At 63.4% G+C, this 22,801-nt stretch carries 20 protein-coding genes; 7 read left to right on the top strand and 13 right to left on the bottom strand.

Translation table 11 applies throughout. The features are described 5' to 3' along the window. The gene (locus tag LDL32_RS01135) at positions 1–1,497 is read right to left on the bottom strand and encodes a 2-hydroxymuconic semialdehyde dehydrogenase (RefSeq protein ID WP_233063970.1); all 1,497 of its coding nucleotides are present in this window, start codon (positions 1,495–1,497) and stop codon (positions 1–3) included. Between the two features lie 322 nt (positions 1,498–1,819). On the opposite strand from LDL32_RS01135, the gene LDL32_RS01130 reads away from it, so the two are divergent. Together LDL32_RS01130 and LDL32_RS01125 are read left to right on the top strand one after the other, a co-directional pair. Then, positions 1,820–2,065 (top strand): DUF3311 domain-containing protein, encoded by a 246-nt coding sequence (locus LDL32_RS01130; RefSeq protein ID WP_233068630.1) that lies wholly within the window; start codon positions 1,820–1,822, stop codon positions 2,063–2,065. Further along, complete coding sequence (locus LDL32_RS01125) at positions 2,062–3,528, top strand: sodium:solute symporter (protein ID WP_233063968.1); 1,467 nt, start codon at positions 2,062–2,064, stop codon at positions 3,526–3,528. Before LDL32_RS01130 ends, LDL32_RS01125 begins: the two co-directional genes overlap by 4 nt. Positions 3,529–3,534: 6 nt before the next feature. Here the strand turns inward: LDL32_RS01125 and LDL32_RS01120 are convergent, their stop codons facing one another. Then, on the bottom strand, positions 3,535–4,809 hold the full coding sequence (locus tag LDL32_RS01120; RefSeq protein WP_233063966.1) for an MFS transporter: 1,275 nt from the start codon (positions 4,807–4,809) through the stop codon (positions 3,535–3,537). Positions 4,810–4,904: 95 nt separating this feature from the next. After that, a complete protein-coding gene (speB, locus tag LDL32_RS01115; protein WP_233063965.1) occupies positions 4,905–5,879 on the bottom strand; it encodes an agmatinase in 975 nt (324 codons plus the stop codon). Positions 5,880–6,024: 145 nt separating this feature from the next. Between speB and LDL32_RS01110 the strand changes: the two genes are divergently transcribed. Beyond that, entirely contained in the window at positions 6,025–6,939 is a 915-nt protein-coding gene (locus LDL32_RS01110) for a LysR family transcriptional regulator (RefSeq protein WP_233063961.1), read from the top strand. 39 nt (positions 6,940–6,978) lie between these two features. On the opposite strand, the gene LDL32_RS01105 is transcribed toward LDL32_RS01110, so the two are convergent. The 8 genes from LDL32_RS01105 to LDL32_RS01070 all read right to left on the bottom strand — a co-directional run bounded on the left by LDL32_RS01105 (position 6,979) and on the right by LDL32_RS01070 (position 15,855). After that, positions 6,979–7,758 (bottom strand): SDR family oxidoreductase, encoded by a 780-nt coding sequence (locus LDL32_RS01105; RefSeq protein WP_233063960.1) that lies wholly within the window; start codon positions 7,756–7,758, stop codon positions 6,979–6,981. Position 7,759: 1 nt separating this feature from the next. Further along, positions 7,760–9,004, bottom strand: coding sequence for a glutamine amidotransferase-related protein (locus LDL32_RS01100; RefSeq protein ID WP_233063959.1), 1,245 nt, complete (start codon positions 9,002–9,004; stop codon positions 7,760–7,762). 21 nt (positions 9,005–9,025) lie between these two features. Then, a complete protein-coding gene (locus LDL32_RS01095) occupies positions 9,026–9,946 on the bottom strand; it encodes a dihydrodipicolinate synthase family protein (protein ID WP_233063957.1) in 921 nt (306 codons plus the stop codon). 58 nt (positions 9,947–10,004) lie between these two features. After that, positions 10,005–11,177, bottom strand: coding sequence for a Xaa-Pro peptidase family protein (locus LDL32_RS01090; RefSeq protein WP_233063954.1), 1,173 nt, complete (start codon positions 11,175–11,177; stop codon positions 10,005–10,007). Continuing rightward, on the bottom strand, positions 11,174–12,298 hold the full coding sequence (locus LDL32_RS01085; RefSeq protein WP_233063953.1) for a mandelate racemase/muconate lactonizing enzyme family protein: 1,125 nt from the start codon (positions 12,296–12,298) through the stop codon (positions 11,174–11,176). The genes LDL32_RS01090 and LDL32_RS01085 overlap by 4 nt, the downstream gene beginning before the upstream one ends. 7 nt (positions 12,299–12,305) lie before the next feature. Beyond that, a complete protein-coding gene (locus LDL32_RS01080) occupies positions 12,306–13,463 on the bottom strand; it encodes a M20 family metallopeptidase (RefSeq protein ID WP_233063949.1) in 1,158 nt (385 codons plus the stop codon). A gap of 63 nt (positions 13,464–13,526) precedes the next feature. After that, positions 13,527–14,252, bottom strand: a complete 726-nt coding sequence (locus LDL32_RS01075) for an amino acid ABC transporter ATP-binding protein (protein ID WP_370636730.1) — start codon at positions 14,250–14,252, stop codon at positions 13,527–13,529. A gap of 40 nt (positions 14,253–14,292) precedes the next feature. Further along, positions 14,293–15,855, bottom strand: a complete 1,563-nt coding sequence (locus tag LDL32_RS01070; protein ID WP_233063942.1) for an ABC transporter permease subunit — start codon at positions 15,853–15,855, stop codon at positions 14,293–14,295. A gap of 200 nt (positions 15,856–16,055) precedes the next feature. On the opposite strand from LDL32_RS01070, the gene LDL32_RS01065 reads away from it, so the two are divergent. The 3 genes from LDL32_RS01065 to LDL32_RS01055 all read left to right on the top strand — a co-directional run bounded on the left by LDL32_RS01065 (position 16,056) and on the right by LDL32_RS01055 (position 19,397). Next, positions 16,056–16,973, top strand: coding sequence for a GntR family transcriptional regulator (locus tag LDL32_RS01065; RefSeq protein WP_233063939.1), 918 nt, complete (start codon positions 16,056–16,058; stop codon positions 16,971–16,973). An 82-nt stretch (positions 16,974–17,055) separates the two neighbouring features. Beyond that, positions 17,056–18,264 carry a pyridoxal phosphate-dependent aminotransferase gene (locus LDL32_RS01060; protein ID WP_233063938.1) on the top strand — a complete coding sequence of 403 codons (1,209 nt, stop codon included), beginning with the start codon at positions 17,056–17,058 and terminating at the stop codon, positions 18,262–18,264. Positions 18,265–18,386: 122 nt separating this feature from the next. Continuing rightward, the gene (locus tag LDL32_RS01055; protein ID WP_233063936.1) at positions 18,387–19,397 is read left to right on the top strand and encodes a multidrug resistance efflux transporter family protein; all 1,011 of its coding nucleotides are present in this window, start codon (positions 18,387–18,389) and stop codon (positions 19,395–19,397) included. On the opposite strand, the gene LDL32_RS01050 is transcribed toward LDL32_RS01055, so the two are convergent. Beyond that, positions 19,378–20,418 carry a trans-3-hydroxy-L-proline dehydratase gene (locus LDL32_RS01050; RefSeq protein WP_233063934.1) on the bottom strand — a complete coding sequence of 347 codons (1,041 nt, stop codon included), beginning with the start codon at positions 20,416–20,418 and terminating at the stop codon, positions 19,378–19,380. The genes LDL32_RS01055 and LDL32_RS01050 overlap by 20 nt on opposite strands. Before the next feature lie 129 nt (positions 20,419–20,547). After that, positions 20,548–21,480, bottom strand: coding sequence for a LysR family transcriptional regulator (locus LDL32_RS01045; RefSeq protein ID WP_255673839.1), 933 nt, complete (start codon positions 21,478–21,480; stop codon positions 20,548–20,550). 73 nt (positions 21,481–21,553) lie between these two features. Between LDL32_RS01045 and LDL32_RS01040 the strand changes: the two genes are divergently transcribed. Beyond that, positions 21,554–22,720 carry an IS110 family transposase gene (locus LDL32_RS01040; RefSeq protein ID WP_051672012.1) on the top strand — a complete coding sequence of 389 codons (1,167 nt, stop codon included), beginning with the start codon at positions 21,554–21,556 and terminating at the stop codon, positions 22,718–22,720. The last annotated feature ends 81 nt before the right edge of the window (positions 22,721–22,801 follow it).

Below are 22,801 nucleotides of genomic sequence, written 5' to 3'. Positions count from 1 at the left end.
TCATAGCTTTATGCAGATGTTTGTTGTTTCGGAATAGAAGTCCAGCGAACGCATTCCCCCTTCACGCCCGATACCGGACAGCCTGATGCCACCGAACGGCGTGCGCAGGTCGCGCAGGAACCAGGTATTGACCCAGACGATACCGGTCTCGATCCGCCCCGCGACCCTGTGGGCGCGACGCAGGTCATTGGTCCAGACCACGGCTGCCAGGCCATAGGGGGAATCATTGACGCGCCCCAGCACTTCATCTTCCGTATCAAATGGCGCGACATGGCAGACGGGGCCGAAAATTTCCTCCCGCACGCAGGCGGCATCATCGGGCAGGCCGGTCCAGACTGTCGGTTCGACAAACGCACCGCTGTCACGTGCATCGCCAAACCGTGGCACGCCGCCACCGCACACCACTTCCGCGCCATCACGCACCGCGCGATCGTAATAGCCCAGCACCTTCGCACGGTGGGCCTGCGAAATCAGCGGGCCGATGCCCGAACCCGGTGCCGCACGCGCGGGCGACAGGGCTTCCGCCCGCAGGCGCAGCGCCTGCACGAAGCGTGAAAAGAGCGGGCGTTCGACATACACGCGCTCCGTTGCCAGACAGACCTGCCCGCAGTTGGAAAAGGCTGAACGTGCGATGCCATCCGCCGCCTCGTCCACATCCGCATCGGCAAAGACGATCGCGCCATTCTTGCCACCCAGTTCGAACGAGAGCGGCTTCACCCCCGGCGCCGCCGCGTGCATGATGGCCGTGCCGGTAGCGCTCTCGCCCGTGAATGTAATGGCGTCGATGCCCGGATGGCGCGTAATGGCTTCCCCCACCGAACCCGCGCCAAATCCGTGCAGCAGGTTGAACACGCCCGGCGGCACGCCCGCATCGGCCATGACCTGCGCCAGAAGTGTCGCAGTATAGGGTGTTTCCTCCGACGGCTTGGCCAGTACCGCGTTGCCACAGGCCAGCGCGGGCGCCAGTTTCCATGAAAGCAGCAGCAATGGCAGGTTCCACGGCGCGATCACCCCCACCACGCCCACGGGGCGGCGGGTGACATAGTTCAGCGCGCCCATGCCGTCGGCCGTGTCGGTATGGTAGCTTTCACTGCCCATGGTGGTGATCAGGTCGGCAAAAAAACGGAAATTCGCAATCCCGCGCGGTATGTCTATCGTGCGGGTGTGATGGATGTCCTTGCCGGTATCCGCGATTTCAGCGGCAACGAATTCCTCGAACCGCGCCTCTATCCCGCCGGCGATCGCACGCAGCGCCGCGACACGCTCCGCCACCGTGCTGCGCCCCCATGCACCCGCTTCCAGCGCGTGACGTGCCGCCCGCACGGCCCGGTCGACCATGGCTGCATCCGCCTGCGCCACATGGGCCACGACACGCCCGTCCACCGGACTGATGTCGGGAAACAGATCATCGGTATATTCGAAATGGCCATCAATGAAATTGCCAAGGACAGGCAGGCCATCCAAATGCCGCATCTGTGTTGGTGAATGCCCGGACATGCTGCTCCCTCATGCTTCCTGTGCCGATTATCCGGAAGGAACGCAGGCGCCAGCAATGGAATTTACTTCAGACCCACATGAGCATTGGGAATACCACGGCTACTGTCGGCCCCGTACCCGCATGACGGACCGCCCTGCCCCATGGCCCCATGGACCGGACCGGGACATCCGCTGAGGATATGGCGGCGGAAAAAGGCGCCCGCGTCAGCCTGTCCATCATGCCGCCATGAACCAATGCCTTTACATGCCTGTTTTTTTTCGTAACGATGCCGTAAAAACACGCCCCGTTCACCCACAGGCATGGAACCCGGCATTGGCAGACATGATCCCCGGACGTGACAGAAAAACCACCCTGAACCGTGTGGCCCGCATGCTTCTGGCCCCCCTTCCCATGCTGATGATCATGGGCGGCGGCGTGTTGGCCAACCGTTATGAACCGGTCGTGCTGGGCATGCCGTTTTTCATGTTCTGGATCATCCTGTCCGTCATCATGTGTTCGGTCTCGGCCGGGCTCATCTACCTGCTTGACCCGGCCAATCGGGATACCGGCGGAGATGCCGCGCCATGAACGCGGCCCTGCCCATCATTGTCATCACCGTTGTGGCCGCACTTGTGCTGGGACTGCTGGCCCGGCGGGGTATCAGCATGGACATCGAACAGTGGAGCGTGGGCGGACGCAGCTTTGGCCCCCTGTTCGTTTTCGTGCTGATGGCGGGGGAAGTGTTTACCACCTTTACGTTTCTGGGCGGCGGCGGCTACGCCTATGCGCACGGGGTCGCGGCGTTGTACATGGTGGCCTATACAGCCCTTGGCTTCATGCTGTCCTACTGGCTGCTGCCCCCCATATGGCGCATCGCACGCGCGCAGGGACTGCTGACGCAGGCCGATTTCTTCCGGGTGCGCTATGGCAGCAGACCACTTGCACTTCTGGTGGCAGGGGTCGGGCTGGTGGCCATGATCCCCTATCTCGTGCTGCAGCTCAGGGGGCTGGGCATCATTGTCCAGGCCACGTCATACGGCCTGCTTTCCCCCACCCTTTCGGTATGGATCGGGGCCGGTGTGATGTGCATATACGTGGTCGTGTCGGGCATGCATGGTTCCGCATGGACGGCAACGGTCAAGGATGTGATGGTGCTGGCGGTCGTGGTGTTCCTGGGCCTGTACATGCCATGGCACTATTATGGGGGCATGGGGCCCATGTTCGCGCAGATTGCACGCGAACGGCCGGAACTGCTTACCCTGTCCGCCACCGGGTCCAGCCCTTCGTGGTTCTGCTCGACCATCCTCATTTCCGCGCTGGGCATCTATATGTGGCCCCACACGTTCGGCTCCGCCCTTTCGGCCCACGCGGCACGCAGCTTCCGGATCAATGCGGTCATGATGCCGCTTTATACACTGGTCATGATCCTGGCCATGGTGGTGGGCTTTGCCGCCATTGACCAGGTACCGGGCCTGCGTGGCGGCCAGACGGACATGGCGCTGCTCCGGCTGTCGATCCAGACCTTTCCATCCTGGTTCGTGGGGCTGATCGGTGCTGCTGGCCTGCTTACGGCCATCGTACCCGGTTCCATGATGCTGATCGCCACGGCAACACTGGTGGCAAACAACATATTCGGCACGATTTTCGCCCGTCATGATCCCGTATCCGTGGGGCGTACGGCCCGCACCATGGTGCCGGTCATAACACTGGTCGCCGTCTGGTTTGCGCTGGATGATTCGCTGAGCATCGTGAATCTGCTGATCATGGGCTACAATTTCGTCACCCAGCTTTTTCCGGCATTGGTCGCCTGCCTGCCATCGCGGCGCATCGTCACGACGGGTGGGGCTGCGACAGGCATATGCGTGGGCGTGGGGCTGGTCATGGCAACCGTACTGACACATGCCACCATGGCCACGTTGTTCCCCGCCCTGCCCGCATGGGTACGCGACATCAATATCGGCAGTCTTGCCCTGGGGCTGAATGTGCTGACGATGCTGGCCACCAGCCAGTTGTCGCGCCTGTTGCGGCCAGCCAGCCGCGCAGCGGGATAAGGAATATCAGTCGACAGGCGGAAAGGACCCGGACACGGATGGCGGGTTTTTTCCCCTTTTCAGGCAGACAGCCAGAAGCGTCAGGCCAGCCGCGCCGATAATCCAGCCCGCGGACAGATAATAGGCATGTTTCAGCCGCATGAACAGCGTCATGACCAGCGGCGTCGTGCCGCCAAAGACCGTATTGGCCAGGTTGAACGCCACGGCAAAGCCGGAATAGCGAACACCGGCCGGGAACAGTTCCGTCAGGAAGAAGGGCAGCGCGCCATCCGCCAGCGCCATGAACATCGCAAGCAGCAGTTCGCATGCCAGAATACCGCCTGCGGGCAGGTGCGGCATCAGCCACAACAGGGGCAGATAGAACAGGATGAAACACAGCGCCGACAGGGCCAGAACCTTTCGCGCGCCCAGCCTGTCCGCCAGAAAACCGGCCCCCATCACGGCGGGCACAAAAAATACCAGGGGCAGGATTTCCCACTTTGCGGCGCTGTCGCCCGTGATCAGGCCGGATGCAAGCAGGAACGTGGGCAGGAACGTCAGTACGAAATAGAAACCCACCGCATCAAGAACCGCAGCCAGGAAACCCGTCAGCAACGCACCACGATGCTGGCCAAGCAGATGCCTGATGGGCGTGACATCATGGCGGAACGTGGTGTCGGGCGCGGTATCAAGCACACGCCGGCGCAGAAAGAACGCCACAAGACCGATCGGCACCGACAGCAGGAATGGCGCGCGCCACATCCACTCCCGTAACGGACCACCATGCGACAGGGTGGAAAACCCGGAGATCAGGCATGCCCCGGCCAGCAGCCCCATGGCTTCCCCCGCTGGTACGACCGCCGTCAGTATGCCCCGCAGCCGGGCGGGCACCGTCTCGGCCAGGATGATGGCCGCGCCCGCGAATTCTCCCGCAGCGGACAGGCCCTGCAAAAGCCGGAAGAACAGAAGCAGGCAGGGCGCATAAATCCCGATTGCCTGATAGCCGGGGATAAGCCCGATACAGGCCGTCGCGCCTGAAATCAGCAGGATGGAGGCCGAAAGCGAGATCCTGCGGCCGAAGCGGTCCCCGATGAACCCCCAGAATACCCCGCCCAACGGGCGCACCAGGAAAGACAGGGAAAAAACCGCGAATGTTTCCACAAGCGCGACCGAAGCATCGCCCCTGGGGAAGAATGCAGTTGAAATGGATGCCGCCAGGTAGCTGTACAGCGCATAGTCATACCATTCCAGGAATGTGCCCAGAAAACACCCGAGCACCAGCGGTAGCAGACGACGTTCCATGGGTTCTCACTGACCTTGCGGCTTGCGGAAGCGGTACTGCATACCGTGGCGGATGCACCGGAATGCCCTAGCGCATTCCGGCGTCATGCAGTGCTTTACCCGCCTGATGGCAGGGCCTTTGTCGCGCGCACATGCAGGATGCGGCCAATCAGGTTAAGCAGGAGCTGTGCCGCGAGGATGGAAGTGATTTCCGTCGGGTCGTAGGGTGGCGCGACCTCCACCAGATCAATCCCGACAATGGGGCCTTTCGCCGCGACACCGGCCAGCAGTTCCAGTATCTCGTAATACAGGAAGCCCCCATGGCTGGGCGTGCCCGTTCCCGGCGCGATGGACGGATCGAAACCGTCGATATCGATGGTGAGGTAGTAGGGCACTCCCTCCGGTATCCGGGCCAGGACGGCTTCAAGCCCCAGGCGGCGGACATCACGCACCGACAGAATGTCGCACCCGGCCGCGCGCGCCGCGTCGTACCCTTCCCGCGCGGTGGAGGACACATTACGAATACCAAACTGTGAGATGCCCTTGACATGCGCATGTTCCGACGCGCGGCACATCGGATTGCCATGGCCATTGCGCACGCCATGCCGTTCATCCACAAAATCGAGATGGGCGTCGATCTGGATGATGTAGATCGGCCCGAAATCGGAAAATGCGTTGACACAGGGAATATTGATGGAATGGTCACCACCGATGACGACCGGAATGGCCCCCGCCTTCAGGATGGCGCGCACGCCCTTTTCAATATTGGCGTGGCTGGTCGGGGTGTCGGTGTGCACGATGTCGGCATCCCCCACATCCACGATCCGGGCCTGTTCAAGATAGGTGACGTCATCTTCATGGTCATAGGCGCCTGCATGCCCGAAGGAAAACAGCGTGGACGCGGCCCGCACGCCACGCGGCCCGAAGCGCGTACCCGCGCGGAACTGCGTGCCCATGTCGAAGGGCGCACCAAGGATGGCGACATCGGCTTCGATGTTGTCCCAATCCAGCGCAAGGGGAAATTTGCCAAAGGTTGAAATGCCAACGAAAGGCAGGTCAAGCCGCCCGGATTCATAACTGTTGCTGGCCAAGATACATCTCCGTGTCGTGATCGGTGCCAGATGGTGCTGGTGGCGCCATATCCTGTTTCAATACCGATACGATAAGTGCCCCGGCCTTGCACATAGTGAAGTTTTGATCTTCATATTGGTCCTGCTTATGTAAGAAGGTCCATCCATGCAGATTGCCCCGGCGGATATCCGCGCCCTTCAGGTCTTTCGCGCGGTGGTGGACCATCAGGGCTTCCTGGGGGCACAGGTTGCCCTGGGGCTGAGCCAGCCGGCCATCAGCCAGCATCTCAGGTCACTGGAGGAACGGCTGGGCGCGGTCCTGTGCCACCGGGGGCGGCAGGGCTTTGCCCTGACCGAACAGGGCCGACTGGTCTATGAGGAAAGCCGGCCGCTGTTTTCCGCCCTGGGTGCGTTCAACAGCGCCGTCCAGCATCTCGGGCATGACATCCGGGGCATGATCCGGCTGGGGGTGGTGGACAACACCATCACCAATCCCGACCTGCCGGTTCCCGTGGCGCTGCACCGCTTTGGCCTGATCGCGCCCAAGGTCTCGCTGGGTGTGCGGGTCTCGACACCGGAGGACCTGATCACGGAACTCTCGAACGGCAATCTCGATATCGCGGTCATGCCTGCCTTCATGGAGAATGACGGCATCGTGTTCATTCCGGTGATCATGGAATATCACGCGCTTTTCTGCAGCCGCGCCCACCCGCTCTATCACCGGGCGGATGATCCCGGCCTGTCCTGTGCGGATGTGGCGGCCCACCCTTTCGTGGTGCGCCGGTATGCCTCCAGCCAGGATCTGACTGATTTTCCCGGCGCGCAGGCCACCGCCGCCGCATCGAACATGGAAGCCCAGGCCATCCTGATCCTGTCGGGGCGCTATATCGGCTTCCTGCCTGAACATTATGCGCGCATCTGGCGGCGTGATGACGAACTGCGCTGTGTGGGGCAGAGCAGATGGCGCCAGATCTCGCGCTTTGGCATTGCCGTGCGCCGTTCGGACCGCCAGTCGGCGGCACAGAAAATCCTGATCAGGGAACTCCTGTCCGCCTGCAGGGGCGTGCCGGACGCCGTGTAAAAAACGGCCCGGTATCGGGCTGCCCTGTCCTGAGTGTTTTCAGCAGCTCCGGATCATGCCGCCGTCAACACGCATCATGCTGCCCGTCATGTATGACGCCACCGCGCTGGAAAGGAAACAGACGGCAGCGGCAAATTCATCCGGATGGCCATATCGCCGCATGGGAATGGTCGCGCGCGATGCCGCGGCCACTTCTTCCACCGTTTTACCGGTCCGTCCGGCCGCCGCGGCGTCAAGCTGATCCACACGCGTGGTGTGGATACGCCCCGGCACGACGGAGTTGACGGTCACGCCATCCGCCGCGACCTCCGTTGCCAGCGTCTTGGCCCACCCGATCAGCCCCATGCGCAGCGTATTGGAAATGCCCAGGTTGGGAATGGGCTGGACCACGCCGGACGACACGATATTGACAATCCGCCCCCATCCCCGCGCGCGCATGCCCGGCAGCACGGCCTGCACTATACGCAGCGGCACGGTCACCATCCGGTCAAACTGTGCCTGCCAGACCTCGGGCGCCACGTCGGCAATCGGGCCGGGGGGCGGACCACCGCCATTGGTGACCAGAATGTCTATTGCCGTATCCGCCAGCCCTTCCAGCAGGGTCGCAACCTGTGCCGCGTCGGCAAAATCGACCACCCGGGCTTCCACCGTGCCACCCGTGGCACGGATGGTGGCGCATGCGGCTTCCAGCCGTGCCGCATCCCGTCCCGTCAGGATAACCCGCGCGCCCTCACGCGCCAGTGCCTGCGCGCTGGCAAGGCCAAGCCCCTGACTGGACCCCATGACCAGGGCAAGACGCCCTGCAATACCCATATCCATACTACTGTTTTCCTTTTCTGTTATCCATCCGGCCCCGCCTGTCATGCCGCACCCTGGCCGCCTGCACAAAGGCGGTACACAGCGGGTGGGGCCTGCCCGCCGCCGATGTCAGTTCGGGGTGGCCCTGCATGCCCATGTAAAAGGGATGGCCGGGCAGCTCGATCCCTTCGACCACCGTGCCGTCGTCATTCCATGCCGCCACGCGCAGCCCGGCGGCACACAGGGGGGGCAGCAGGTCCGTATTGAGTACGTAGCGGTGGTTGCTCCGTATGACACATGCCCCATCCGCCAGCATCGCCCCCAGTTCCGTGTCGGGCACGGGATGGAGCGCATTGATGCCCAGCCGGTAATGGTCATGCGCCCGGAAACTGAGTGATGTTCCCTTCCCCTCCGCCACTTCGGCCATTGCCACATCCGGCATGGCCGCGCGCAGGCGGGCAAAGGCGGTTGTCATGGTCTGCATGCCCAGGCACAGCCCCATGACAGGCACACCATGCGCCAGCGCAACGCCCGCCGCGCGGATCTGTCCCCGCACGGACGGAGCCGCCGCCCCGCCAGGCAGCAGCACGCCATCAGATGCCACCAGTGCCGGGTAGCATGGATCATCATCCGATGCCGCCGGGTCGATAAACGTGACGTCCACGTCCACCCCCAGTGCCTCCGCCGCATCGCCCAGCGCCGCCAGGGCACCGGGATAGACCGTGTGATGCGTACCGGCCGTGCCGATGAGCGCGATCCTGACCGGGTCATGACGCGCCATGTCACGGCCGGCGTGATGTGCAGGCTCCGGGTGGAACCGGCCGAAACCATCCTGCCATGCCCGTGCTACAACCGTTCCATTCCGCTCATCCCGGCAGACGAGCGCGTCATCCTCCAGCCCTGCGTCAATCAGGCGCATGCCGGCACATGCACCCCGCCGCAGCAGGTCACTGGCAAAGCCGGAACCGTCATCCAGCAGCCCATCATATGGCACGACCACGTTTTCCACCGCCGCCACCGCCATGATCCGGTCCACATCAGCCACCGGCCCCATGGTCCGGCCGGTCAGACGTTCGGCATGCAGCAGGCCGCTGGGCAGACGTTCGGGGGCAAGGCCGACATGCTGGCACCCATCGGGGTCCCGTGTCTCATCCACATGCACCGGGCCGTGCATGACCTGCCCGTCCAGCGCGCGCGCCACCACGCCCGCCGCCGCGCCATACAGGCCGGGGCGGCCCGTGTCATGCCGCACCATGATCAACGTCATATCCGTCCGCCCCGTCCGGCTTCAGCCCAGGGTAAAGCCGGCACGCGGGTCGGCTGCCAGCGCGCGCATCACATCGGCCACGGCGGCCTTCTGTGCCGCATCCAGATCTTGCAGGGGGCGCCTGACCGAACCGCCATCAAACCCACGCAGCGCCATGGCGGCCTTGACCATCTGCGGCTGGCCCATGCCGCGCGCCAGCGCACGATAGCCGTACCACAGCCTGTGCAGGTCACGTGACAGATGCGCATCCCCGCGCTGCAGGGCCCGGAAGCTGGCCAGGACCAGTTCGGGCAGCGCGCAGGAATTGGTTGTGCTGATGCCGTCGAACCCGTTCATCATGGGCCCATGGAATGCCAGGTCCGAGGCGCAGAACAGCCTGATCCGGCCGGAAAGCGTATTGGCGATCCGGTCAATCGCTCCCACCGACAGGTCTCCCTGCTTGAGCGCCACGATCCCGTCCACTTCCGCCAGCTGTTCGATCAGCGCGGGGGAAAGCGTGATGCCAATGCCGGGCGCGTTGTAGATGATCGTGCCCGTGCGCGACAGGGGTGCGATCTCACGGAAGAATGCAAGGATCTGCGCATCGGTGATTTCCGACACATAAGGCGCCATGACCATGGGTACGCCACCCAGTTCCCCGGCCAGGATGCTCAGGTCCCGTGTCACGCGCGGGTCGGAATCCGCGCTGCACAGCATGACCGGCGCGCGCCCGCCGACCACATCCATGACATGGCGGAAAAGACCCGCGCGTTCATCCGGTGACATGACCGGGAACTCGCCATACGTGCCCCCGATCAGCACACCGTCATAACCCAGCCCCAGCACGCGCTCGATGCTGCGCGTGATACCGGGCAGGTCAATGGCGCCATCGGGGCCAAAGGGCGTTACCGTGATGTTGAATATGCCCCGCAGGCGTTCACGACTTTCGTCAATGTTCTTCATGGTCTTATGTTCTTCTCATGCTTTTTTCGGAATAATCATGCAGCGGAAGTCGTGGCCCCTATTCCACCACCACAAGATCACGGCTGACATCACCCAGTACGCGGCATCCGGTTTCGGTCACGACAATGCTTTCGCTGACACCCACGGTAAAACGCCCGTACAGGCGCAGTGCCGGGGGCAGGTGAAAGGTCATGCCGGGGCGCAGTTCCGTGGTTTCGCCTTCATTCAGGCTCAGTATCGCACCCTCGCCCCAGTCGGGTGCAAAGGCGATGCCGATGCTGTAGCCCAGACGCTTGCGGAAACTGTCGGTATATCCGGCGGCATCGATGATGCGCTGGCAGACACGGTGCGGTTCCTGACAGGCCACTCCGGGCCGGATCGCATCCAGCGAGGCGGCCAGCGCGTCCTGGCAGACCTTCATCATGTCCACCGCTTCGGCCGGGGGGCGACCAATCCATGCCGAACGCATCAGTGCCGCGTGATAACGGTCATGACAGCCCGCCATCTCCAGAAAGGCCGGGTCGCCCGCGGCCATCACCCGCCGCCGCCATGTTCCATGCGGCACCCCGCTGCGCGGACCGGAGGAGACAAGCGGCTCCATGCCCACATATTCGGACCCGGCGGCAATGGCCGACCCCATCATGGCGGAGACCATGTCGTTCTCGCTCGCGCCAGCACGCACGCTGGCCAGCCCGGCGCGCATGCCCGCATTCACGTAGGTTGCCGCACGCGCGATCTTTTCAACCTCATGCGGAGATTTGACGGCACGCTGCCGTTCGACGATGCCCGCAGCGTCATGCACCGTGCCCAGCTGCGTGCACAGCGCCTCATACGCCGTGGGCGAGAGGAACCAGCCATTCTTGTCCACGCCAATCCGCCGCGTGGCGTAGCCCCGCTCGCGTATCACTTCCCCCAGCAGCCTGAGCGGGCTCTGCCCGTCCTGATAGATCCGGGCATCGGACTGATAGGTATTGGCAATGAAATTGAAATATTCCAGCTGGCGGATGATGAAGACCGGATCACCATCCACCGGCAGGAGCAGGCACTGGAACGTGTAATATCCCGGTGTCTGCTGGCCGGTCAGGTAATAGATGTTTTCCGGTCCGGTCACGACCATCACATCCAGGCCGGCCCGTTCCATTTCCGCGCGGGTGCGCGCGATGCGCCCGTCATATTCGGCGCGTGGAAAGGTTGCTTCCTGCCCCTGCACCACACCTTCGATTGCATTCATGCTACCCTGTACTCCGTTACAAGCGTTGTTTCCGCAGGATTGAAAGACACACCCCAGCCGGGCCCGGCCGGCACGCGCACCATGCCCGCGCCATATGCCAGGCCGGTTGCCGCATCATTGGACAGGCCATCCGCGCCATACAGTTCGGCATGGACGGGCGCTGTCGCCACCGCCACATGCAGCATGGCGGCCGTGGCAATGCCGCCTTCGTTCATCTGTCCCGTCATGACCCCCACGCCTGCAGCCGCCAACTGCCGCGCTGCCGCCATGACCGGTGCGACACCACCGAATTTCAGCAACTTGAGATGTGCCATCACATTACGTGGCAGGCCAATGATCCGCCCCACATCGGCAGGAGAGGCCATGCTCTCGTCCAGCATCAGCGCGATGGGACTTTCCCGCGCAATCCGCGCCAGCATGGCCCAGTCCCCCGGCATGACGGGCTGCTCGACATAGGACAGGTCATATGCCGCAAGCCGGTCGAGCATCCGGCGGGCCGTATTCTCATCCCATGCGCCATTGGCATCGGCGGCAATACGGATGCGCCCGCCAAAGCGGGTGCGTAACGCGACGATACGGGCCATATCATCATGCGCATCCACACCCAGCCTGACCTTGAGATCGGTAAAACCGCGCGCCACATACGCTTCCGCCCGCGCCATGAACACCGGCATCGGTGACAGGAACAGGGTCTGGTTCGTGGCATGCGCAAGCACGCCCGTCCCCGCCCGGGCGGCGTTACCCGGCATGCCGGGTTCCAGCATTGCCGCGACCGGCAGGTTCCGCTCCCGCGCCGCCCAGTCATGCAGGGCCGTATCAAGCAGCATGCGCACCGGGGCGATCTGTCCTGCCCCCGCCCCCTGCGCGATCAGCGCGTCCGGACCGGCCGCCCAGTCGATGCCGGGCAGCATCGCGACCGCCGCGCGGATGATGTCCCCCGGCGCATGGCCATTGAGATAGGCGCAGTTTATCCTGACCTCACCCACCGCCGGGTGCGCATGTTCCGGCGCAATGCACAGGTAAAGTGTATCCAGCCCCGCAACCGGCCCGGAGGACGCGGTATGGACCGATGCCGCCGGGTCGGCATAGGTCAGCATCGCGCGGTGAAGGCTTATCCGCATGATGGGATCACGCGCCCATCATGGCGATGATCATGTCGCGATAGATGGCTGCCGCAACAGGCAGGTCGGCCTCGGGCACGTATTCATCCGCCTTGTGCGCGACTTCCAGCACGCCCGGGCCGATCACCACGCCCGCGGCACCGGCATTGCAGAAATGGACCAGATCGCACGCGCCCTGAAAGCCGAACGGCCCCGGGTCCGCCACACCATTGGCCCGGCAGACTTCCAGGCTTTTCCTTACAATGGCGTGTCCGGCGGGCGTTTCGACCGCGCCGCCCGTCGTGGGACGGAATTCAAGTATTTCCGCCCGCACCCCTTCCTGCGCATTGGCACGCGCCAGCAGGTCCGTGATCCCGGCCCTGACCGCGTCCTCGTCCTCGCCCGGGACCATGCGCCGGTCAAGCAGCAGGTCACAGGCCTGCGGTACCACATTATCCGCATGCCCCCCGCTTACGCGTGTGATCGTAAGGCTTGCCGCGCCGACCAGGGGATGTTCGATATGCCGCACCACCTGCGCATGTTCGGCCGCGACCATGTTCACGAGTGCCGCCGCCCGATAGATGGCATTGTCCCCCAGGTCCGGCGTGCCGGAATGGGCCGGCGTGCCATGTACCCGCACCAGCGGCCTCAGGCTGCCCTTGTGCGCGGCATAGGTGGTATTGGCCGTGGGTTCGCCCACGATGACGAAGTCGATATGCGGCGCGGTTTTCACGTATCGCCGCGCACCTTCGCTGGCCACTTCCTCATCCGCGACAAAGACCAGAAGCAGCGTACCCCGCCATCTGTCGCGTTCGGCCGCCAGCATGCGCCCCGCCTCCATCATGCAGACCAGCGACCCCTTGCAGTCACCCGATCCACGGCCGTACAGCCGTCCGTCCACCTCCGTCATGACAAAGGGGTCATGGGTCCATCCGGTGCCGGCGGGTACCACGTCCATGTGGGTGTTCAGGGCAAACACCGGACCGGCACCATTATCAAGCCGCGCTTCGATATTGACCCGGCCGGGCGCATATTCATCACGGGTGATGACAAACCCCAGTGGCTCCAGCCGGGCTGCGACATAATCCGCCACCTGCGCTTCGTGGCCGGGCGGGTTCTCGCTGGGCATCGCAATCAGCGCCGCCAGGTCATGTTTCATCCGCTCAAGGTCCGGGGTCTGCGTCATATGTCTGTATCCGTCTGGTTCGGTCATGATGTACGGGGAAGGGGAAAAAACGATTGCACGTGATCAGTCCATCACGCGTTCCAGAAAACGCTGCGCGCGTGCACTGCAGTTTCCGGCAAAGAAATCGGCGCTGGCCGCCTCCTCCACGACCTGCCCGGCCTGCATGAAGACGATCCGGTCGGCAACGCGGCGGGCAAAGCCCATTTCATGGGTAACAACGACACTGGCCATGCCCTCGGCGGCCAGGTCGGACATGACTGTCAGCACCTCTCCCGTCATTTCGGGATCAAGGGCGGATGTCGGTTCGTCATACAGCATCAGGCGTGGCTGCATTGCCAGGGCACGGGCAATCGCGGCACGCTGCTGCTGGCCACCCGACAGCCCCGATGGCAGCGCATCCGCGCGGTGGGGCAGGTGCACCTTTTCCAGCAGCGACATGGCCAGGTCACGGGCCCGTGCACGCGACATGCCACGCACATGCATGGGGGCCAGCATGATGTTTTCCAGCACGGTCATGTGGTCAAACAGTTCAAAGTTCTGGAACACCATGCCGATATCCCGGCGGACACCGGGCGCATCCACGCCCGGCGCCATGATATCGCGCCCGTCAAAGACGATACGCCCCCTGTCCGCGGGCGCCAGCAGGTTGATGCAGCGCAGCAGCGTGGACTTGCCCGCCCCCGACGGCCCGACCAGAACGGCGGTCTGCCCCGCCGGCAGGCTGAACGCACATTCATCAAGCAGTACGGTATCGCCCACCTTGCGGCACACACCCTCAAGGTCAAGGATCGGGGTGGGTGATGCCATACCCGGTCCGTCCGGGGCGGGTTCAGCGTGCATCGGTCATGCTCCCCATCATGCGTGACAGGCGCGCAAACAGCGTGCCGCCCGCCAGGCGCTGCGCCGGGTCCAGCCTGCGCTCCAGCACGGCCTGCCCGGCCATGAACAGGGTTGTCAGCGCAAGGTAGTACAGGCCTGCGGCACTGAGTGCCTCAAGATAATGAAAGCTTGCCGAAGCTGCCTGGTTGGCAACCAGCAGCAGGTCCTCGACAGCAATGACGGAGACCAGCGCGCTTGTCTTGAGCATGCCGATGCCCTGATTGCCCAGCATGGGCACAATGACACGAAATGCCTGTGGCGCCACGATATGCCGCACCACGCCAAAAGGTGTCATGCCAAGAGCCAGCGCCGCGACACGCTGCCCGGGCCTGATGGCGCGCAGGCCCGCACGGATGATTTCAGCCATGTATGCACCTTCATTCAGCGAAAGCGCCAGCACCGCCGACATGAGCGCGGACAGCCGCAGGCCAAATCCCGGCAGCACGTTATACACGAACACGATCTGCAGCAGCACCGGCGTGCCACGGAACAGCCACAGATACACCGCCAGCAGCGCCCGTACCGCCCGGAACCGCGATGACTGGGCAAGGGCCGCGACCAGCCCGATCACACATCCCGCCGCAAGCGATATGACCGTGACCAGCAGGGTCATCATCGCGGCCCTGAAGAACAGCCACGATGCAAAATACCCCCAGCATATCGACAGCCCGCGCAGCAGGCCGCCCCGCACGGCAGGCGCCTGCGCATCGGTATGCACGTTTTCCGCCGGCGGCAGGTTCCACCGCTCCAGCAGCGCGGCAAAGGTACCATCGGCCTGCACCGCATGCAGCGCATCCGCCAGCATGGTGCGCATGGCGACATCACCCTTGCGCACGGCAAAGCCGATCCATGCATCCGTTCCGAACGGCCGCCCCATGACCGTGTAGACGCCTGGCATCTCATGCATCAGGGTCACGGCGCCATAGACGGAATCAAAGGCGGCATCCACCCGCCCCGCGCGCAGGTTCATGGCCGTGTCCTGCGCGGTGGGAAAGCTGAAGACCTCCAGCGCCGGGTGGCCTGCCGCCACGCAGCGGGCGGATGCGTCACGGGCGTTGTCTTCCTCGATCCCGCCAAGGGTCACGGCCACCTGCCGCCCGCACAGGCTCAGGTCGTTGCCGGTTATGCCCCCCTGCCGCGCGGCGGATACCATCACCACGTTCGCAACCTGGAGATAGGGCACGAAATCGACCGCCTGCCTGCGCTGCGGACTGATGTACATGGCCGAATTGATGAAATCGACCCGCCCGCCCTGCAATGCCGGGATCAGGCCGTCAAACTGCATGTTCACCGTAACCGGCTGCAGCTTAAGGTGGCGTGCGATCGCCCCGGCCAGGTCGATATCGAATCCCGTTACCTGCCCGTCACGCACGAATTCGAAAGGCGTGAACGTTGCCGCCGTTGCCGATGTCAGCGCGCCGGGGGTGGCCAGCACGGCACCGGGCGCGGCACGGGCCGCGCCCGCATGCACGAACGGCAGAAACAGTACGGCAAGGATGAGGTTGCGGATCATGCGGCCCCTGTCATGCCCGGACACCGCCGCTGGAAGGGCCAGCGGCAATATTGTCCTGTTATGGCCTAATTATACAAAGTGGTTCCGCCGCTTATGTCAAGTGCGAAACATTCCACCCCCCGATTCCTGTGCAATGGATCGACAGGCGTGGCTGATTTTGTATAACGTGATGCTTTCAGCACGATCCTGTCAGGACATACATGGTCCGCCGCCCGACCCAAAAACGCTACCTTCTAGCCAGCCAGATCCTTGATATCATACGCGAAGGCCGCTTCGGGCCGGGGCATCACCTGCGTGAACAGCATCTGGCGGACCTGCTGTGCCTCTCACGCTCGCCCATCCGTACGGCGCTGGCGCTGCTGGCTGAACGCGGCATTATCGAAGCCCGCCCCAATCAGGGCTATTTTCTGGTCGCCGATGGCAGTACACTCCAGAATCTGGATATATCCATTCCCTCCACGCCCGAGCAGAACCTGTATTCCCGGATCGTACAGGACCGGCTGAATGGTGACCTGCCGGAATCCTTTACCCAGAGCAGCATCAGCAGGCGTTATGATGTGGATCGCGCCCTGCTGCAGCGCACGCTGCAACGACTGGTCGATGACGGGCTGCTCAGACGCAACCAGGGCCGGGGATGGAGTTTCCTGCCGACGCTGGATACCCGTGTCGCGCTGCAGAACAGCTATGAATTCCGCCGCATGTTCGAACCCGACAGCATTCTGGGCGCACACTTCCGGATTGACCCGACCCTGCTGGAGCAGTGCCGCCTGCAGCATATCTACCTGGAATCCCATCCCGATATTACACAGGTGGGCGCGGTACAGATTTTCGAGACGGATGCCCAGTTCCACGAAATGATTGCGGGCTTCACGCACAATACCTTCATCATACAGACAATACAGCAGCATAACCGCCTGCGCCGCCTGCTGGAATTCGGCGGCTACGTCAATCGCCGCCGCGTGCGCGACTGGTGCCGTGAGCACCTGCGGATCATGGAGGCCCTGTCAACCGGCCGCAGGCAGGATGCCGCGGCCATGATGGCGGAGCATCTGGACCGCGCCTATGAGGCGGCAAGGGCCATGGCGCAGGCCGGACACGGAGGTGCTGCGCAAGATTGATCTTTATGTGATGTTCTGTACAATATGGACACACCACGCCCCACGATCCGTGGTGTGTCCCCACAGAAGGAATATTCACGCCATGTCACGCTCCAGCAGGCTGGCCCCACGCATGGGTACGGTTGGCGCATCGCCCACCGCCGCCATTTCGGACACCGTGCGCGCGCTTGCCGCCGACGGAATCACGGTCGACAACCTTGGTGAGGGCGAACTGGATTTTGACACCCCCGCCCCGATTGCCGAGGCCGGCATCAACGCCATCCGCGCCGGGCTGACCAAATACACGGCCGTTGCGGGCACGACCGGGCTCAAGGATGCGATCCGCGCGCATTTCCGCCGGCAGAACGGGCTGGACTACGCCGCCAGCGAGGTCATTGCCGCATGTGGCGCCAAGCAGATCATCTTCAATGCCTTCCTGGCCACGCTGGACGCGGGCGACGAAGTGATCGTACCGACCCCGTGCTGGGTGTCGTATCCGGACATGATCCGTCTGGCCGGTGGCGTGCCGGTACTGGTCCCCTGCCTGCCGGAAAACGGCTGGAAGCTCAGCGCGCATGATCTGGCCCGCGCCATTACGCCGCGCACGCGCTGGATCATCCTCAATTCCCCCAACAATCCCACCGGTGCGGTTTACAGCGCGGCGGAACTGGGTGCGCTATGTGATGTCCTTGCCGCGCATGATGACATCCTGATCATGGCGGATGATATATATGAAGCCATTGTCTATGATGCCGCCTTTGCCACACCCGCCGCGCTGCGTCCGGATCTCGCATCGCGTATCCTGACCATAAACGGCGTATCCAAGAGCTTTTCCATGACCGGCTGGCGCCTGGGCTACGCAGGCGGCCCGGCATGGCTGATCGCAGCCCTTGATACCCTTCAGTCCCAGAGTACATCCAACCCCAGTTCCATAAGCCAGGACGCCGCCCGTGTCGCACTGGAAGGCGGAACGGATTTTCTGGACACGTGGATGCCCATCCTGCGCAAGCGTCGTGACATGGTCATGGCCATGATACGCCAGACCCCGGGCCTTGACGCGACCCTGCCTGAAGGCGCGTTCTATGTCTTTGCCGATATCCGGGGGTGCCTGAACCGCACGACACCATCGGGCCGGGTCCTGCACACGGATGTGGATTTTGCCACCTATCTGCTGGAAGCCGCCCGCGTGGCCGTGGTTCCGGGTTCGGCCTTCCGCACACCGGGCTACGTGCGCATCGCCTATGGCGTGAGCACGCAGGTCCTCTCGGCGTGCTGCGCGCGCATGCAGGCTGCGTGCACCGCGTTACGGTAGCGTTACAAATGCATGGGTGGCCTGCGCGGATACCGTAATGACCAGCCGGGGGCGCGCTGATAGCATTCTTCCCCCCGTGGCCCCGGCAGGGCCGCCCCGACCCCGAAAGCCATGCCCGTGTCATGACAGCCGCCTCCCTTTCTTCCCCGTCCCAGCCACCGTCCCTTGTCCGTGCCATGCTTCTTGGCATTGCGGCGGGGGGAATGTTCTCCAGCACCTTTATCTTCAACCGGCTGATGAGCCTGGAGGGCGGGCACTGGGCATGGAGTGCCGCACTACGCTACGTGGATACGGTCATCCTGCTGCTGGCGTGGCTGCTGGTCCGGCGGGGACGGGCGTTCGTTGTCCGTGTCCTTGACCTGTACCGCAGGCATCTGGGTTTATGGTTCATGGCGGGCGGCACCGGCTATGGCATAACGTATTCCTGCTTCTGCTACGCGGCTGGCCATACACCTGCCTGGGTGCTGTCGGCCACGTGGCAGATCACCATCCTGGCAACACCCATCGTCATGCTGGCCTTCGGTGCGCGGGTGCCGCTGCGCGGGGTCCTGTCCCTGGTGGTCATCGCGGCGGGCGTGGTGGTGGTCAATGTCACGCGCATGGAAAGTGGTACCAGCGCGTGGCAGCTCATGGCGGGTGTCCTGCCCGTGCTGCTGGGGGCCTTTGCCTACCCGCTGGGCAACCAGCTGCTGACCCAGGCACGCTATGGCGGGCGGATAAAGGGGAGCGAACTGCTGGCCGATCCGGCGGTGGGGGTGCTGCTGCTGTCCCTTGGCGCGATGCCGGTCTTTGCCGCGGTTGTGGCAGTATGCGCGCCGCCCGCGCCAACCCATACGCAGTTCCTCGATACGGCGCTTGTAGCGCTTGTATCAGGCTGCGGCGGCATGACGCTGTTCATCTATGCACGCAACCTGTCATCCGACCCGCTGCGCATTGCCGCCGTCGACGCAACACAGGCCAGTGAAATGTTCTTTGCGCTGCTGGGTGATCTTGTGTTCATGGGCGCACCGATGCCCGGCCTGATCGCATGGACGGGAATCGGTGCGGTCATATGTGGACTGGTGGATTTCACGGTACAGGGCCAGGCAAAACGCTCCGTAACCGCGACACCGGTTACATTTCCGGATCCATGACCGGCCAGGTATCGCTCAGCCGGTACCCCGCAGGGTAGGGATCCGTCGGGTCGAGCATCAGCTGCTGCGTACCGGTAATCCATGCACTGCCGGAAATGACCGGGACAATGCCATCAATGTCCCCTATCCGCGCCGTTGCGTCGATATGGCACACAAACTCCGAACCGATGATCGAGCGCGCGACGTAGCGCTCACCCACCGCCATTTCCCCCCGGGCATGCAGTACCGCCATACGCGCCGAACAGGCGGTGCCGGTGGGTGAACGATCGATCTTGCCCGGCCGGATCGCCACGACATGCGGCGCGGTAAAGGCACCGTCATGCCGCGTGACCGGGGTCGTGAACAGGCAGAACGAAATATGGGCCCAGTCCGGATTGGTGGGATGATGGAAGCCAAGCTGCCGGTTGGCCGCGGCTGTTATCCGCATGCCCAGTTCCGCAAGGCTACGGGCCGATGCGGGTTCCAGGTCAAGCCCCAGCGCCTGTGCATCCACGATCACGAAACTGTCCCCGCCATAGGCGGTGTCCACCTTCAGGGTGCCAAGACCGGGCACCTCCAGGCTGGCATCGAGCCGGGCGGCAAATGACGGGACATTACGCACGCTGATGCGTTCCGCCCTGCCGCCATGGCAGGTGGCGGTCACGTCAATGACCCCGCCCGGTGCCTCCAGTGTCAGGTGTGTCTGCGGTTCATGCATCGGTATGATGCCGGTTTCCAGCAGTACGGTGGAGACACAGATGGAATTGGAACCCGACATGGGCGGGGTGTCCGCCGGTTCCATGATGATCCAGCCCATCTGCGCACGCGGGTCACGCGGTGGTACCAGCAGGTTGACATGCCGGAACACGCCCCCGCGCGGTTCGTTCAGCACAAAATTACGTAGCGTTTCATCACGCGCGATGAAACGGGACTGCTCCCATATCGTCTCGCCTGGCGGGGGGGCGACCCCGCCTATGATAACATCACCGACCTCACCCGCCGCATGGGCGGTAACAATATTTACAAGCTTTGTACTGCGCATGTTCGCGTCCGGTCCATTCGTGAAATACACGTTGCCTGAAACAGGCGTGGCGAGTGTACATGGACCTGCCTGCCACACAAGGCATTCCGGCGGCGGGGATGCCCGGCAGCCTGCCGGCACAAATGTCCATCAGGACAGGACATTCATCTGACTGGCGAAATCAGGAAAACACGCCGCCAGTTCACCCATGATGCGCTCCCTGAACACGGCCCGGAGGGTGCGGGCAAGATCCAGGGACAGCCGGCCAAACTCCCGCCGCCGCGCCACAAGCGTCAGCCTACGGCGCAGGGCATCACCGGGCAGGCCGTGGCAGGTCAGGCCGCAGGAAGGATCATACCCTGCTTCATACAGGCACAGCGGCGTGGTAATCGCCACACCGCCAGGCGTGCAGGCCGCCAGCACCCCTTCCGGCCTGTCGAATTCCTGACCGAAGGGCGGTTCAAGACGCAGGCGGCGCAGGTAGCGCTCGATCTCGCTACCCGTGCGCGAACGCAGGGAAAACCGTACGAACGGGTGCGCCTGCAGAAAACGGGCCAGTTCCCCCACCGTATCGGGCGGCGCAAGCCCCGTGGGGCATACGAGCAGATAAGGTTCCTCAAACAGCGGCCAGCGCTCCAGGCCGGGGATATCCTCCAGGTCATCCACACTGAGGATAAGGTCGATCTGGTGCGTCAGCAGCGCCGCGGCATGGGATTCCGTCAGCCCGGCATGGACCACCAGCCGGTCCACACGCCCGCGCATGAAGCGCGAGACGTCGCCCATCACGGCACGCGAGAGGGAGTCCACCACACCGATGCGCAGCAGCTGCACGCGGCCCGAACGCATTTCCTGCAGGCGGGCCGCGATCTGGCGCATGTCCGCCACAAGCGCCAGCGCATACTGGCGCAGCACGGTCCCTGCCGCGGTCAGCGCAATCGGTCGCACCCGCCGGTCGAACAGCCGGTCGCCCACACGTTTTTCAAGATCGGCAATCACCTGTGATACGGCAGGCTGGCTGACACCCAGCACGCGCGCGGCGGCGGCCATGGTGCCATTGTCGCACACGGTTATGAAAACATTCAGATTCCATGAGGAGTGGATAGCGAGCCGCGCCGTGTCAGAGTGTGCTTGCTGAAACTCTCTGGAGGGCAGAACCATGCTCGAGGCATCTGATCATCCCACGACCCCGGTCGCTATCCGCGTTGATCTTGGCGCGATCTTCGTTTCACTGGAACTTGGAAAATCGAGTTGGCTGGTCACATCGCTCTCACCCGGAAGCGAGAAGATGTCGCGCCACTCGGTTCAAGGTGGCGATATTGCGGGCCTGTTCGGCTGTTTCACTAGTCTTCGTGACAAGGCCCGCGCTCGGGAAGGAAGACTTTTTCCGCTTGTGGTGATTCAGGAAGCCGGATTGGATGGATTCTGGATCGATAGAGCCTTGAAGCAGGAGGACTGGATCGAGAGCCATGTCGTCGATGCGGCGTCGATCGCAGTTCCCCGCAAGCACCGGCGTGCAAAGACGGATCGTATCGACGGGGAGATGCTGGTCCGTACGCTGCTGGCGTTCAAACGCGGAGAGGCACGGGTCTGCTCAATGGTCCGCCCTCCATCACGGGAAGAGGAAGACCGCCGACGTCTCAGTCGGGAGCGTAAGGTTCTGGTGGGCGAGCGCACGCGGCATATCAACCGCGTCCAGGGCCTGCTGCTGAGCCAGGGCATTCGAGGTTACCGGCCGCTGCGACGGGATCGGCGTGCCTGTCTCGACGAGTTGCGAACGGGCGATGGTCATCCCTTGCCGAAGCATCTCAAGGCGCAGATCGGACGAGAACTGGACCGCATCGAACTTCTCATGGAACAGATTAAAATGGTTGAGAGCGAACGGGACGAATTGGCAAAAGTGAATGACAACAATCAATGTTCGCCAGTTGTCCTGTTGCAGGGTCTCAGAGGGATTGGCGCCGAGTTTGCCACCGTTCTGACGCAGGAAGGACTGTTCCGGCATTTCGACAACAGGCGGCAGGTCGCGGCTTATGCCGGTCTGGCGCCTTCGCCGTGGAAAAGCGGATCGATCGACCGTGAACAAGGCGTCTCGAAATCCGGTAATCCGCGCCTGCGCACGGCCATGATCCAGCTTGCCTGGCTGTGGCTCCGCTACCAGCCTGACACCGCGCTGGCGCAGTGGTTCCATGAACACGTGGGCGCAAGAAGTAACCGGAGCCGCAAAACGGCGATCGTTGCCCTGGCCCGCAAGCTTCTTGTTGCGCTCTGGAAATATGTCACGAGTGGTGTCGTTATCGATGGCGCGCATCCGGCGTCCCGCTGATGGAAACACCACAGACATAAACCCCATCCCCAGGACCTGATCAGTCCTGTGGATCCAGGTGAACGGACCGATCGGCCCCAT

Source organism: Komagataeibacter sp. FNDCF1 (assembly GCF_021295335.1).
GTDB lineage: Bacteria > Pseudomonadota > Alphaproteobacteria > Acetobacterales > Acetobacteraceae > Komagataeibacter.
The sequence above is the reverse complement of the archived record's forward strand: the minus strand, read 5'-3'. Positions and strand labels throughout refer to the sequence as shown.

Excerpts from the sequence above, each read along its gene's own strand:
- LDL32_RS01135 (WP_233063970.1), bottom strand. The coding sequence starts at position 1,497 with ATGTCCGGGCATTCACCAACACAGATGCGGCATTTGGATGGCCTGCCT.
- LDL32_RS01130 (WP_233068630.1), top strand. The coding sequence starts at position 1,820 with ATGATCCCCGGACGTGACAGAAAAACCACCCTGAACCGTGTGGCCCGC.
- LDL32_RS01125 (WP_233063968.1), top strand. The coding sequence starts at position 2,062 with ATGAACGCGGCCCTGCCCATCATTGTCATCACCGTTGTGGCCGCACTT.
- LDL32_RS01120 (WP_233063966.1), bottom strand. The coding sequence starts at position 4,809 with ATGGAACGTCGTCTGCTACCGCTGGTGCTCGGGTGTTTTCTGGGCACA.
- LDL32_RS01110 (WP_233063961.1), top strand. The coding sequence starts at position 6,025 with ATGCAGATTGCCCCGGCGGATATCCGCGCCCTTCAGGTCTTTCGCGCG.
- LDL32_RS01105 (WP_233063960.1), bottom strand. The coding sequence starts at position 7,758 with ATGGATATGGGTATTGCAGGGCGTCTTGCCCTGGTCATGGGGTCCAGT.
- LDL32_RS01100 (WP_233063959.1), bottom strand. The coding sequence starts at position 9,004 with ATGACGTTGATCATGGTGCGGCATGACACGGGCCGCCCCGGCCTGTAT.
- LDL32_RS01095 (WP_233063957.1), bottom strand. The coding sequence starts at position 9,946 with ATGAAGAACATTGACGAAAGTCGTGAACGCCTGCGGGGCATATTCAAC.
- LDL32_RS01090 (WP_233063954.1), bottom strand. The coding sequence starts at position 11,177 with ATGAATGCAATCGAAGGTGTGGTGCAGGGGCAGGAAGCAACCTTTCCA.
- LDL32_RS01085 (WP_233063953.1), bottom strand. The coding sequence starts at position 12,298 with ATGCGGATAAGCCTTCACCGCGCGATGCTGACCTATGCCGACCCGGCG.
- LDL32_RS01080 (WP_233063949.1), bottom strand. The coding sequence starts at position 13,463 with ATGACGCAGACCCCGGACCTTGAGCGGATGAAACATGACCTGGCGGCG.
- LDL32_RS01070 (WP_233063942.1), bottom strand. The coding sequence starts at position 15,855 with ATGATCCGCAACCTCATCCTTGCCGTACTGTTTCTGCCGTTCGTGCAT.
- LDL32_RS01065 (WP_233063939.1), top strand. The coding sequence starts at position 16,056 with ATGGTCCGCCGCCCGACCCAAAAACGCTACCTTCTAGCCAGCCAGATC.
- LDL32_RS01060 (WP_233063938.1), top strand. The coding sequence starts at position 17,056 with ATGTCACGCTCCAGCAGGCTGGCCCCACGCATGGGTACGGTTGGCGCA.
- LDL32_RS01055 (WP_233063936.1), top strand. The coding sequence starts at position 18,387 with ATGACAGCCGCCTCCCTTTCTTCCCCGTCCCAGCCACCGTCCCTTGTC.
- LDL32_RS01050 (WP_233063934.1), bottom strand. The coding sequence starts at position 20,418 with ATGCGCAGTACAAAGCTTGTAAATATTGTTACCGCCCATGCGGCGGGT.
- LDL32_RS01040 (WP_051672012.1), top strand. The coding sequence starts at position 21,554 with ATGCTCGAGGCATCTGATCATCCCACGACCCCGGTCGCTATCCGCGTT.